Source organism: Paraburkholderia bryophila (genome assembly GCF_003269035.1).
Classification (GTDB): domain Bacteria; phylum Pseudomonadota; class Gammaproteobacteria; order Burkholderiales; family Burkholderiaceae; genus Paraburkholderia; species Paraburkholderia bryophila.
The window spans coordinates 22,337-35,656 of record NZ_QLTK01000019.1 but is presented as its reverse complement, the minus strand read 5'-3'; the positions used below and the strand labels follow the sequence as shown (position 1 = coordinate 35,656).

Here is a 13,320-nt window from a genome sequence, read left to right as displayed (position 1 = left end):
TTCAGCCGCCTCTGTCGCTTAACCATTCGCTAGCAATCCACGCGTGTCGATCACCACCTTCGCCTGCAATCGCACCGGATCGACGCGCTTGAACGGCTCATGGTCGACGAGCACCAGTATCACGTCCGCTTCGGCGAGCGCATCATTCAGTTCGCAGAGCCGGGCTTTGCCCTCGAGGGCGGCCGGCAATGTTCCGATGTTCGGCTCGACCACCAGCACCTGCCCGGCATACCGCTCCACCAGCTCGCGCGTGATTGCCAGCGCGGGACTCTCGCGCAGATCGTCGATATTCGCCTTGAACGCCAGCCCGAGGCAGGCAATGACCGGCTCCTTGAAGCGCTTCGCCGCGCGCTCGACCCGCTCGATCACGTAGCGCGGTTTGTCGTCGTTGACATGGCGCGCGGTACGGATCAGACGCGCCTGTTCCGGCGCCGAATCGACGATGAACCACGGGTCCACTGCAATGCAGTGGCCACCCACACCCGGTCCCGGTTGCAGAATATTCACGCGTGGATGACGATTGGCGAGCCGGATCAACTCCCACACGTTGATGTCGAGCTTGTCGCAAATCACCGACATCTCGTTCGCAAACGCAATATTCACGTCGCGAAACGAGTTCTCGGTGAGCTTGCACATTTCGGCGGTACGTGCATCGGTCAGGATGCATTCGCCGCGCACGAAGCACTGATACAAATCACGCGCGCGCTCGCTGCATGTCGGCGTCATGCCGCCGATCACGCGGTCGTTCTCGACCAGTTCGCGAAGCACGTGTCCCGGCAGCACGCGCTCGGGACAATGCGCGATCCGGATATCCGAGTTTTCGCCAGCCTGCTGCGGGAACGTCAGATCCGGGCGAGCCTCGGCCATCCACGCGGCCATCCGCTCGGTCGCGCCAACCGGCGAGGTCGACTCGAGCACCACCAGATCGCCCTTCTTCAACACGGGCGCAATCGCCCGGCTCGCGGCTTCGATATAGCTGAGGTCGGGTTTATAACCGTCGGCGAACGGCGTCGGCACCGCGACCAGGAATGCATCGGCCGGCTCCGGCGTCGAGGCCGCGCGCAAATAACCTTGCGTCACCGCCGCGTGCACCAGCATGTCCAACTCGGGTTCCACGATATGAATCTCGCCGCGATTGATGGTGTCGACCGCGTGCTGGTTCACGTCCACGCCGATCACCTGCTTTCGGCGTGCCGCGAAAACCGCCGCGGTCGGCAATCCGATATAACCCAGGCCGATCACTGAGACGACTTCGAAACTCATGACGCTTCCTTCTACTGTTTGACTTGTTTCACGCGGCGAGCGCGTCGTTCCAGAACGTTGCGAGCGCATCGACGATGCGTTCGCAAGCCTGGCCATTTCCATACGGATTGCCGCCGCGCGTCATGGCGCGATAACGGTCGGCGTCGTTCAGCAGGTGCGCCACGCCGTCCGCGATGCGCTGCGCGTGGGTACCCACCAGCCGCACGACGCCCGCGTCGACCGCCTCCTGGCGTTCGGTCGTCTCGCGCATCACGAGGACCGGCTTGCCGAGCGACGGCGCTTCTTCCTGCACACCGCCCGAGTCGGTCAGAATCAGCGACGCGCGGTCCATCAGGCGCACGAACGGCAGGTAGTCGAGCGGCTCCAGCAAATGAATGTTCGCCACTCCGGTCAGGAGCCGGCTCACCGGCTCGCGCACGCTCGGATTCAGATGCACCGGGTACACGATGTCGACCTCCGGATACGCGCGCGCAATCTGCAGCAACGCGGCGCAGATCTGTTCGAAGCCCGAGCCGAAACTTTCGCGCCGATGGCCCGTCACCAGAATCACGCGTCGTTCAGGCGCGAAGCACGGTAGCAGCCGCTCGGCGGCGCGGCATAACGAAGCGTCGGTCGCGAGCCTGGCGCGCACCTGCAGCAACGCGTCGATCACGGTGTTGCCCGTCACCACGATGCGATGCGCGGCGACGCCTTCGGCCAGCAGGTTGTCTCGCGCCCGTTCGGTCGGCGCGAAGTGCAGCGAGGCCAGCACACTGGTTATCTTGCGGTTGGCCTCCTCGGGCCAGGGCGACAATAGATCGCCGGTTCGCAAACCGGCTTCGACATGACCGACCGGAATGCGCTGATAGAAGGCCGCGAGCGTCGCGGCCAAGGTGGTGGTGGTGTCGCCGTGAACCAGCACCATGTCGGGCCGGCACGCGCTCAACACGTCGCGCATGCCTAGCATGATCGAGGCAGTCACGTCGTACAGATCCTGGCCGCGCTTCATCACGTTCAGATCGAAGTCCGGGCGAATGTCGAATAGCTCGAGCACCTGGTCGAGCATCTCGCGATGCTGGCCGGTCACGCACACGAGGCACTCCACCCCGGCGGCACGTTGCAGCCGCTTGACGAGCGGCGCCATCTTGATCGCCTCGGGCCGGGTGCCGAACGTCAGTAAAACTCTTCTTCTCATCGATTCATCTCCAACGCGACATGGGCTCAAGGCGCCGTCTCGGGCATGCTGTGATAGGGGGAATACGCGTAGTCGGACGCCCGTTGCGGCACGTCGCTCAGCACGATTGCGTCGACCGGCACGCCGGCCGCGCCGAGCAGCCGGGTGGTCTCGCGCAGTTCCGCGACGCTGTGGCGCGCATGGCGCATCACCAGCAAGGTCGTGCCGGCGTGCTTGCCGATCAGCGCCGAGTCGGTCACCGCGAGCACCGGCGGCGTGTCGAGAATCACGATGTCGTACGCCTTGGCCAACTGCTCGACGACAATGCCCAGGCGCTCGCCGAACAGCATTTCCGCCGGCATCGGCGAGCCGCCGCCGCGCGTCAGCACGTCGAGGTTCGGCAACACTTCGCGGCTTACCACGCTATCGAGGCTGGCGCCGCCGATCATGTCCGGCAAGCCGCGTTCGCGCGACAACCCGAAGTACTGGTGCAGCTTGCCGCGCCGCATGTCGCCGTCGACGATCAGCACGCGCTTGCCCACCGACGCCAGCACCACGGCGAGATTGCCGGACAGGAACGACTTGCCGATGTTGGGCCGCGGCCCGGTGATCATCACGACGTTATTCGGCGCCTCGGCAAGCCGGAACTGCAGCGCCGTGCGCAAACTGCGCACGCCTTCGACAGCAATGTCGTCGGGCGCGGCCACCGCCAGAATGTGAGCGCCCGGTTCGTTGCGGCCAGCGGCACGCTGCAGGCGCAGTTGCCGCTCGCTGTGCGGGATCACCGCGTAGACCGGTGCGTCGGCGATCTGCTCGATCTCGAACGGGCTTTCCAGACCGTTCAGCAAGGCGCGGCGCACGAACGCGGCCGCGATGCCCGCCATCAATCCCAGCGCTGCGGCGGCCGCGATCACGATGGCCTGCTTCGGTTTCACCGGTTCTTCGGCCGTTACCGCGTAATCGACCACGCGCACGTTGCCCTGCTGTCCGGCCTTCATCACGCCTAGCTGCTGCGCGCTGTCCATCAGACTGGTGTAAAGACCCGAATTGATGTCGACGTCGCGCATCAGCCGCCCGGCCGATTGCTGCGTATCCGGCAGTGCGGCGAGCGTCGCACCCCGTTCGGTCTGCTGACGCCGCAGACTGGCCAGTTGCGCGTCGATCGCGGTCACCGACGGATGTGTCGGCGTGAAACGCTGCAGCAATGCCGAGCGTTCCTGTTGCAACGCGGCGGCTTGCGTCTTGCCGTCGGCAATCGCCTGCAGCAACAAGCGGCTCTCCGCGTCGAGATCGACGGTGCCGTTGCGGTTTCGAAAGGTGTTGTAGCGCTGCTCCGCCTGCTCCAGGTCGCCCCGCAACTGCGGCAACTGATTGCCGAGGAAGCCGAGCATCTGCTGCGCCTGTGCGGACTTCCAGCCGACGTTGCGGCGCACGTAGCCGGACACGATCGCGTTGACCGTCGCGGCGGTGCGCGCGCTGTCGTCACCATCGAGCCGGATACCGATCACCCCGGACTGCTTGGTTTTCTCGCCGACTTCCACGGTCTTTTGCAATAACGCCGTGGTGAGTTGCGTCGACGCGCGGCTCAACCTGAACTCGGTGCCGGCTCGCGCGACCAGACCGTCCACCCGCAGGCGGACCGGTCCGTCCGGCGTCATGCTGTACAGCAGGCTGCCGACGTGCCCCTTCAGCACTAAATTGCCGTGCCGGTCCATCAACTGGAATTGCTGGTCGGCGCCGGCGATCAACGTGAATTTCCGGTCATAGAGGCTCGGCGGCACGTCGAATTGCGACACGCGCAGCACTTCGCCGCCCCAGCCGAAACGCGCCAATCCCCACAGCGGATCGGCGAGCGTATCGCCGGCTGCGCCGCGCGCGATCCGTCGACCGATCAGCGGGAAATAGCGCGGCCGTGCGTCGATATCGAGGTGCAACTGCCGCACCGCGTCGTCCACCACGCCGCGCGAGCGGATCAGTTCGATCTCGGCGTCCGCGCTCGCCTTGCCGTTGAACATCTGCGCGAGATCGCCCAGCTTGTCGTTGAGCGCGCCGTTGGCGTCGTCGACCTGAACCGTGGCGTCGGCCCGATACACCGGCGTGGCAAGAAAGGCGTAGGCAACGCCGATCGCGAGAATCGCGGCGGTAACCGCCGCGATCAGCACACGGTTTTCGATCATCACGGAGGTGATTTCGGACAGGTCGATTTCATCGTCGTGGCGAGCCTCGACGGGAACAGGATTAGTGTGAATGCTCATGATTCAGTGCTGCAGTCCGGCAATCGCGTCCAGCCAGCGCAGCACGCCCTGCTCGATCTGGGCCACCGCCATTTCAAAAGTGAATCGACCGCGTCGATACGGGTCGACGATGTCGAGTCGATCGTGCTCGCCGAGGCGGTACACCTTACCCCGGGCAAACGGAAAGACGCGCTCGATCAAGCCGCATTGCGCTCGCGTCATGGCCAGGATCAATTGCGCGCCGCGCACCTGCGCCGACGTCAACGCCGTCGCCACATGCGGGCGCAGGTCGATGCCCTGCTCGTCCATCAACGCCACGGCTAACGGCGCCGCGCGATGACCCGCGAGCGCGCGCGTGCCGGCCGAGCGCGTGGCGACTTGCGGCAACGCCCGGGTGAGCAGCGCGGCCGCGATCGGGCTACGGCAGACGTTGCCTTCACAGACCATCAGTACGCCGGTCATTTCGCGATCACTCCCGCGGTCAAACCGGAACTGATCAACGGCATCAACAGGGTCAACACACGGTTGAAGCGAACCAGGCCACTGCCGTCCACATAGACGACGTCTTTCGGCTGCAAGTCGAAGTCTTTGGCGAGCAGCATCGCGACGGGCGAACGGCCATCGAGATGGAACACTTCCGGCGTGCCCGTCAACGAACCGCGAATCACGAACATCTGCGCGGCGTCCGCGGTCGAGGCGTTCACGCTGCCGGCCTGCGACAGCGCATCGGCCAGCGTGATGACACCGGTTCTACGCGGCAGGGCCGAGATCGGCTTATTCACTTCACCCATTACGTACACGCCGTTTTCGTCGCGCGGCATGACACGCAGTACGTCGCCGGTATTCAGAAACAGCCGCGACGGACTCACCCCCTGCGCGAGCAACCGGGTCAGATTCACGCGATGCGATTGGCCGCCGCGCACCAGCACGAGGTCGCTTTGATCGGCCGTTTCGCTGAAGCCACCGGCGCGGCTGAGCGCTTCGTACAGCGTCATGGGGACGTCGTTCACGGACAACGCGCCGGGGCTATGCACTTCACCGTCCACATAAACCTGATGCGCGCGGTAAGACGCCATCCGCACGGTCACCTGCGGTTTCACGAAGTACTTGCCGAGCGCGCTGCTCAGGCGTTGCTGGATCTCATCGGTGCGCAAGCCCGCCACTTGCAGCGTGCCCGCATAGGGAAACGTCAGACTGCCGTTCTGATCGACGATAAAACCGGCGAGTGGATCGCCGGGCCGCGCCGACGACTGGATCTGCGAAGACCCCAGCGCGGTCGCGAATTCCGGATGATCCCAAACCACGATCTGCAGCACGTCGCCCGGGCCGACCGTGTACTCGCGCGGCGTGCCCGACAGTAGTCGCGACAGGTCGAGTTGTTGCTGTTGACGGCGTTGGGCCAGTTGCGAAATCAGCGCCGCGTCGACTTCGGTGATCGCGATCTCGGGCGTGGCGGGGGACGCGTCGACTTTCCCGTTCGCGGCGGCCTGACTATTTTTCTCCACGGACTGCGACGATTCAGCCGCAGCCGCAGCCGCAGCCGAAGTCTGCATGTGCATACCCGGCGCCACGGCGCACGCGCTGTTCAATAGCGTCACCGCCATTGTCAGTATGCCAAGCCGATAACGGGACCGGTTCTTCATTAAAGCAAACATCGTGTTCAACCTACTCCTCAAGCGAGCGTGCCGAAGCATTGCTCTCGCCTGCCACGCCGTGGCAGACAGATTCATGATGTGACGAAACGTAATCCCTACAGGCTCGGCAATGCTCGATGCCCATGCTTCACCGCGGCATTCGCGGCAATCGCATGTCAATAGGCATTGCGATTCAGAAAACCCTTTACGACCGTTGCGACGACAATGCGCATGTCCAATCCGAACGACCAGTTGCGCAAGTAGTACAGATCGTGTTCGACGCGCCTTTGCATTTTTTCGATCCGATCGGTCTCGCCGCGCAAGCCGTTCACCTGCGCCCACCCGGTAATGCCAGGCTTGATCCGGTAGCGGTGGATATAGCCGTCCACCAGGCTGCGGTATTGATCGTCGTGTTCTATGGCGTGCGGCCTGGGGCCCACCACCGACATTTCCCCGCGCAGCACGTTGAGAAATTGCGGCAACTCGTCGAGACTAGTGCGCCGCAAGAACGCGCCGACGCTCGTGATGCGCGAATCGCCTCGCGTGGCCTGGCGAACCACACCGGGTTGCTGCGCTTGCGCACGCATCGAGCGGAACTTGTAGATGCGAAAGACGCGGCCGTCGGCGCCCTTGCGTCGCTGCGTAAACAGCACCGGCCCCTTCGATGTGGTCTTCACGGCAATCGCAATGGACAGCATCAGCGGCGCCAACGCAAGCAGCGCCACGGCGGCGAACAACCGGTCGAACAGCGCTTTCTGCAGCCGCGCGTAAGGCGTCATCGGCGAGGCCATCAGGTTGATGGCCGGCGAGCCGAGCAGATCGACCACATGGCGATCGAACATCACGAGACTGCGTACGTCCGGCAGAAAACGCACATTGACGAGGTCGCCGCTGAACGCCGCGAGGACCCGCAACACGGTGTCTTCCTCGGCCATGGGCAGTGCGATCCAGACCTCGTCGATCTGTTCCCGGCGCACCCAGTCGGCAAATTCAGGGAGTTGCCGGAACGCCGGCAAACCCGCAACGTCCTGCTCGCGGCCGGGCCAGGTGGTCAAGGTCGCCACGGCACGAAAACCCGCGTCGGGCGAGCCCGCGATATGAGCGAGCACGCCGTCGCGATGCGCGCCGGCGCCCACCACGGCGACCGTGCGCAGATTGCGGCCGGCACGCCGCATCCGGCCGAGCGCGGCATGCACCAGCAGCCGCGACGCCACCAATGCGCAGGCCGTCAGCACAGTCCACGTCACGCACCAGAGCCGCGACAACGACGCGGTGCGGTGCAGCAGGAACATGACGGCCAGACCGCACGCCTGCACCGCGATCCAGCCGAACACGATGCAGACGCTCAAGCGCCATTTCGAACGCCCACGCCATGAGTCGTACACGCTGAACCATGGCAGCAGCAAGATGGCAAAGGCCATATCGAATGCCACGAAAGACGTTTCGACAATCGAAAGGCCGAGGTCGCCAAGGCAGAGCAACGACGCCAGCGCCGCCCCCAGCGCGACCAGCATCACGTCGAGCAGGCGCGCGAGTGCGCTTTCCATGTCGGCGAAATCACGGCCCGTGGTTTGACGAATCACTGTGTGCATTGCGCTATCGAATACTTCGTTCTTCAGAAGGACTCGCATTCTGCCTTCGCGTCCGCGACTTAGGTCCGAGAAATTTCCCAATTTGTCGCAGCATTCGCCGAGACATTTTTTGAACTGCCTTGAGTAATCCGAATGTAAGCGTCATTGCCGACCGACGCATTCCATAACGGATACCGAATGCATCGACCGAGCAACTTTAACTATCTGTATCGCCCTCGAATCCGTATGCTGATGCCGTGACCCGCCGCCGCGCATGACGCGTTTTCCGGCATCGGTTCAGCGACTTTTCATCGTCACAGGAGCGGCACCATGAAGATCTGTGTCTTCGGAGCGGGAGCAATAGGTGGTTTGATGGGCGTGCAGCTGGCACGCGCCGGCGCCGACGTGAGTTTCGTCGCACGCGGCGCGCATCTGGCGGCCATGCGCGAGCACGGCGCGCGGCTGATTATGGACGGCGAAACGATCAGCACGCCGGTGCGCTGTACGTCCGACCCGAGCGAACTCGGCGTGCAGGACTTCGTGATCATCACGCTGAAAGCGCACTCGCTGCCCGGCGTGGTGGATGCAATGCAGCCGCTGCTCGGCAAGCACACGGCGATCGTCACGGGCGTCAACGGCATTCCGTATTGGTATTTCCATCAACACGGCGGCAAGTTCGCCGGCACGCGTCTCGCCAGCATCGATCCGGACGGCGCGCAGTGGACCAAACTCGGCCCTGAACGGGCAATCGGCTGCGTGCTTTATCCTGCGGCCGAGATCGTCGAGCCGGGCGTCATCAAACATGTGTACGGCAAGAAATTCCCGATCGGCGAGCCCAACGGCGAACGCACACCGCGCATTCAGCAGTTGCACGAGATCATGCAGGCAGCGGGTTTCGACGCGCCGATCCGCGACAATATCCGCGACGAGATCTGGCTCAAGCTGTGGGGCAATCTGTGCTTCAATCCGATCAGCGCGTTGACGCATGCCACGCTCGACGTGCTCACCAGCGACCCCGGCACTCGCTCGGTATCGCGCACCATGATGCTCGAAGCGCAACGCATCGCGGAGCAGTTCGGCGTGCATTTCCGGGTAGACGTGGAGCGGCGCATCGACGGCGCGGGCGCGGTCGGCGCGCACAAGACGTCGACGCTGGTCGACCTGGAAAACCGCCGGCCCATGGAGATCGACCCGCTGCTGACTGTCGTGCAGGAGATGGGCCGGCTCGTCGCCGAGCCCACGCCGACTATCGACGTGGTGCTGGCACTGGTGAAACTGCGTGAACGGATGGCGTTGCAGGGCGCCTGAGCGTTTTCAGGTTTGCATCGATGTGAAAAAGGATCGAACGCCATGCGCGTTCGATCCTTTTTTCATGGGGCGCTTCGCCTGGTTATTGGTCGATCGCGAGCCACACCGCTTTCGGCTCGGTGAAGTTCTCGATCGCCACATCGCCGTGCTCGCGGCCGAACCCGGAATCGCCCGAGCCGCCCCACGGCAGCCGCACGTCGGTGTAGCCATAGGTATTGATCCATACGGTGCCCGCTTTCAGATCTCGCGCAACCCGATGCACCCGTCCGATGTCCGCGCTCCATACACCCGCCGCGAGGCTGTACAGCGTGCCGTTGGCGATACGCAGCGCGTCGGCTTCGTCGTTGAAACGAATCACGCTGGCCACTGGGCCGAAAATCTCCTCCTGCGAAATACGCATCTCATGCTCGACGTTCGCGAACACCGTGGGCTCGACGAAAAAACCGCGCTCGCCGATTCGCGCGCCGCCGGTGACGAGCGACGCCCCTCCCGCGCGGCCGGTTTCTACATAGCCGAGCACCGTTTTCATCTGCGCGGCGGAGATGAGCGGACCCATCGACGTTTCGCGTGCCGACGGATCGCCGACCTTGATCGATCTGGCGCGCGCCGCCAGCCGCTCGACCACTTCGTCGTACACGTCGCGGTGCGCGAGAATCCGCGAGCCCGCCGAACACACCTGGCCGGTGTTGAAGAAGATGCCCGAGGCGGCGGCGCGCACCGCGTTGTCGAGATTGGCGTCGGGAAAAATCAGATTGGCCGACTTGCCGCCGAGTTCGAGCGTGACGCGTTTGAAGTTGCCGGCCGCGCCTTGCAGAATGCCGCGTCCGACCGAAGGCGAACCCGTGAACGTCACTTTATCGACGCCCGGATGCGCGACCAGTGCGTCGCCCACCACTCGCCCCTTACCTGTGACGATATTCAGCACGCCGGGCGGCACGCCGGCTTCGAGCGCCAGTTCGCCGATCCGCAACGCGGTGAGCGGAGTGATTTCCGCCGGTTTGACGATCAGCGTGCAACCGCACGCAAGCGCCGGCGCGATCTTCCACATGCCGATCATCAACGGGAAATTCCACGGCACGATCGCGGCGACCACGCCGACCGGCTCACGCAAGGTGTACGTCAACGCATCGGGCCGCACCGGCACGACCTGGCCGTTGATCTTGTCGCACCAGCCGGCGTAGTACTCGAGCGTATCGATCGCGGCGGGAATGTCCTGGCGCATCACTGCCGCGATCGGCTTGCCGGCGTCGAGACTTTCGAGCGCGGCGAGTTCCTCCAGATTGGCGCGCATCAGTGCGGCGAGGCGCAAAAGAATCCGGCCGCGTTCGGCGGCGCGAATCCCGTTCCACACTTTCAACGCGGCGCGCGCCGACTGCACGGCGGTGTCCACATCGGCGGCGCTGCCTTGCGCGACCAGCGCGATCGGCTGTTCGGTAGCGGGGTCGATGTCGACGGAGTACTCGCCACTGCCCGGCGGCAAGCGCTTGCCATCGATCAGCAGATCATGGCGCTGGAGTTCGGTTGCGGTATCCATGGTGACGCTCCTTGCGTGGCGTGTTGCGTGGGCTGACTGGCTGCGGGCCGGTCGGTGAGCGGCCGGGAGGCTGGGGCAAAGGGTGAGGTCGAGGAGGCTAAGGCTCCTCGTGCAGTGCGGCGCCGCCGTGTAGCGCGGCCGTGCGCGAGTCTGCCGGGGAAGTGGCGGGCTGCGCGCCGGTCGTGGGCGACGATATCGTGGTGGACGAATACGAAGACAAGGCCGCCGCCGCGTCTAACGGCCTGGCGCGGTCCGTGTGCGAATGCGCAGTCGCGTCCCCCTGCAAAGGGCCGGCCGCCGCGGCGAACTGCGCCCTCGCCGCTGCTGCATTCGGCCGAAGAGAACGATTGCGGCGATGCACGAGCCACGTGGTCAGCTTCACCTCCGGCCCGAGCGGCCGGCTGACTAACCCGGCACTCAACATAGGCCAGTGCGCGTCGACCGGTAAAACGCCGACGCCAAGATCAAGCTCGACCATGCGCAGCACCGCCGTGACGTGGCCGAGCTCCTGAATTGGCCGCCGTTTCATTCCATTCGAATTCAACGCGAGCTCGAGCGCCGCGCGCACCCCCGCATCGGCATTGAGCGTGACGATCGGGTGCTCGCTCAAGCGTGGCCATGCCACGTTGCTCTGCCGGGCTAGCACATGGGTAGCCGGCAACACGGCGTGCAGCGGCGTCGTGAAAACCGCTTGCGCGTGCAACAGATCGCTGTCCGGCGCCTCGGCCGACGACACCACACCGAAATCCACCTCGCCCTGCTCCACACTCGCCAGTACGCTGCTCTGCGGCTGATCCCTGACCGACACGCTCAACCCCGGCAACGCCGCCGCGCAAGCGGCCACGCCCTGCGCCACCCAACCGGACGACAACACCGGATTGCTTGCAACCACAACCACGCCGGTGTGGCCGTCGAAAGCCGCGCGTTCTTCACGCAGCGTCAATTCGATTTCGTCGAGCAGGCGGCCGATTCGTCGTTCGAGGCTCGCGCCCGCATTCGTCAATTCGACCTGACGTGTGGTGCGATCGAACAGTTTCAATTCGACAGCGTCTTCGAGTTCGCGCACGCAACGGCTCACCGCCGACTGCGTGAGATCGAACTCGCGCGCCGCGCGCGTAAAGCTCCGTTCACGTGCGACGGCTACGAACACCCTGAGCTGCTGCAGCGAAACATTCATGACGTCACGGCCCAATGCGCTCGATTCACCTCATTCCCCGGTCTGCTCGGGCCAGTGGCCCAGGCGCGAAGCGTTGCCGGCGGCGGCTGGCGCCAGCACGCCTTGCGGCTGATTGTGCGATTCGATCCAGCGCGAGCGCATCGGCGCGAGAATGAATTTCGCCGAGACGCCGGCGGCGATCGTCACGACCGCCGACACGATAAAGACGAGATTCCAGCCACCGGTGGCGGCCAGCACGGAAGCGATCGGCACGATCAGCGAAGCCGTGCCCTTCGCGGTGTACAAGGTGCCCGCATTGGCCGCCGCGTATTTGCTGCCGAACGTGTCGGCGCAGATGGCCGGAAAGATCGAGAAGATCTCACCCCAGAACAGGAAGATCAGCGCGGCGAACGTCATGAATGCATAGGGGTTGCTGCCGTACTGCATCAAGCCGAGCAACGCGAGACCTTCGCCGATAAAGATCACGAACATGGTGTTCTCGCGGCCGAGCTTGTCGGAAATGAAACCGCACAGCGGCCGCGTAAAGCCGTTGCAGGCGTTGTCGATGGACAGGGTCATGGTGAGCAGCGGCAAGGTCATGCCGAACATCGTCATCGGAATGCGCGCGAGCCCCCAGTCCTTCGCGATCGGACCGATCTGCGCGGTCGCCATCAAGCCGCCCGCAGCCACCGCGACGAACGACACGTAGATCACCCAGAACACCGGCGTTCTGATCATCTGCCCAGGCGTGTAGTCGACCTTGGACACCGAGAACTTCTTGCGCGCCACCACCTGCTGACGCAAGGTCGGTTTCTTCAACAGCAGCGCGAGCGCCAGAATGCAGCCGCCTTGCAGAATGCCGAAGAAGAAGAACGTATGCTCGTAACCCGTGCGCGTGATCATGTTGGCGATCGGAATCACCGTCACCGCCGCGCCCGCGCCGAAGCCCGCGGCCGTGAGGCCAGCCGCGAGACCGCGACGATCGGGAAACCACTTCAACGCATTGCCCACGCATGTGCCATACACGCCGCCGGCGCCGATCCCCGCGATCACCGCCGACACATACAACACCGGCAAGGTAGTCGCATACGAATTCATCACCCACGCGAGTCCCGCGCACACCGCGCCGCCCGCGACGACCGGCCGGGGTCCGAACTTGTCGACCAGCCAGCCTTCGAGCGGCACGAGCCACGTTTCGGTCAGAATGAAAATCGTGAAGGCGAGTTGAATGGACGCTTCGCCCCAATGGTGGCGTGAGTTCATCGGCGTGACGAACAAGGTCCATGCGTATTGCAGGTTCGCCACCAGCGCCATGCACACCATGCCGATAGCGAGCTGCCACCAGCGGTTCGTCCAGAAGGCGCGCGTGGGGGCCTGCCGAGTAATATCGTCCATGAGACTTGTCTCCGCCATTTATTCAGTGCGGCGGATCGACCGGCCGCACTGTATGCGTCCCACCTTATGGTT

General features: G+C 64.3%; 10 protein-coding genes. 1 reads left to right on the top strand and 9 read right to left on the bottom strand.

Going from position 1 to position 13,320, the window contains the following annotated elements; translation table 11 throughout:
* Positions 1-18 precede the first annotated feature (18 nt).
* The 6 genes from wecC to BX591_RS23800 all read right to left on the bottom strand — a co-directional run bounded on the left by wecC (position 19) and on the right by BX591_RS23800 (position 7,876).
* Complete coding sequence (gene wecC, locus BX591_RS23825; protein WP_111933765.1) at positions 19-1,263, bottom strand: UDP-N-acetyl-D-mannosamine dehydrogenase; 1,245 nt, start codon at positions 1,261-1,263, stop codon at positions 19-21.
* Positions 1,264-1,291: 28 nt separating this feature from the next.
* On the bottom strand, positions 1,292-2,437 hold the full coding sequence (gene wecB, locus BX591_RS23820) for a non-hydrolyzing UDP-N-acetylglucosamine 2-epimerase (protein ID WP_111933764.1): 1,146 nt from the start codon (positions 2,435-2,437) through the stop codon (positions 1,292-1,294).
* Positions 2,438-2,463: 26 nt separating this feature from the next.
* The gene (locus tag BX591_RS23815; RefSeq protein ID WP_111933763.1) at positions 2,464-4,671 is read right to left on the bottom strand and encodes a polysaccharide biosynthesis tyrosine autokinase; all 2,208 of its coding nucleotides are present in this window, start codon (positions 4,669-4,671) and stop codon (positions 2,464-2,466) included.
* A gap of 3 nt (positions 4,672-4,674) precedes the next feature.
* A complete protein-coding gene (locus BX591_RS23810) occupies positions 4,675-5,112 on the bottom strand; it encodes an arsenate reductase/protein-tyrosine-phosphatase family protein (RefSeq protein WP_111933762.1) in 438 nt (145 codons plus the stop codon).
* On the bottom strand, positions 5,109-6,209 hold the full coding sequence (locus BX591_RS23805) for a polysaccharide biosynthesis/export family protein (RefSeq protein WP_420849409.1): 1,101 nt from the start codon (positions 6,207-6,209) through the stop codon (positions 5,109-5,111). Before BX591_RS23805 ends, BX591_RS23810 begins: the two co-directional genes overlap by 4 nt.
* 251 nt (positions 6,210-6,460) lie before the next feature.
* Positions 6,461-7,876 carry an undecaprenyl-phosphate glucose phosphotransferase gene (locus BX591_RS23800; protein ID WP_111933761.1) on the bottom strand — a complete coding sequence of 472 codons (1,416 nt, stop codon included), beginning with the start codon at positions 7,874-7,876 and terminating at the stop codon, positions 6,461-6,463.
* Between the two features lie 309 nt (positions 7,877-8,185).
* Here BX591_RS23800 and BX591_RS23795 point away from each other — a divergent pair, with 309 nt between their 5' ends.
* On the top strand, positions 8,186-9,163 hold the full coding sequence (locus BX591_RS23795) for a 2-dehydropantoate 2-reductase (RefSeq protein WP_111933760.1): 978 nt from the start codon (positions 8,186-8,188) through the stop codon (positions 9,161-9,163).
* Positions 9,164-9,245: 82 nt separating this feature from the next.
* Here BX591_RS23795 and BX591_RS23790 read toward each other — a convergent pair whose 3' ends face one another.
* The 3 genes from BX591_RS23790 to oxlT all read right to left on the bottom strand — a co-directional run bounded on the left by BX591_RS23790 (position 9,246) and on the right by oxlT (position 13,248).
* On the bottom strand, positions 9,246-10,697 hold the full coding sequence (locus tag BX591_RS23790) for an aldehyde dehydrogenase family protein (RefSeq protein WP_111933759.1): 1,452 nt from the start codon (positions 10,695-10,697) through the stop codon (positions 9,246-9,248).
* Positions 10,698-10,794: 97 nt separating this feature from the next.
* On the bottom strand, positions 10,795-11,874 hold the full coding sequence (locus tag BX591_RS23785; RefSeq protein WP_111933758.1) for a LysR family transcriptional regulator: 1,080 nt from the start codon (positions 11,872-11,874) through the stop codon (positions 10,795-10,797).
* Positions 11,875-11,904: 30 nt separating this feature from the next.
* Entirely contained in the window at positions 11,905-13,248 is a 1,344-nt protein-coding gene (gene oxlT / locus BX591_RS23780) for an oxalate/formate MFS antiporter (protein ID WP_111933757.1), read from the bottom strand.
* Between the last annotated feature and the right edge of the window lie 72 nt (positions 13,249-13,320).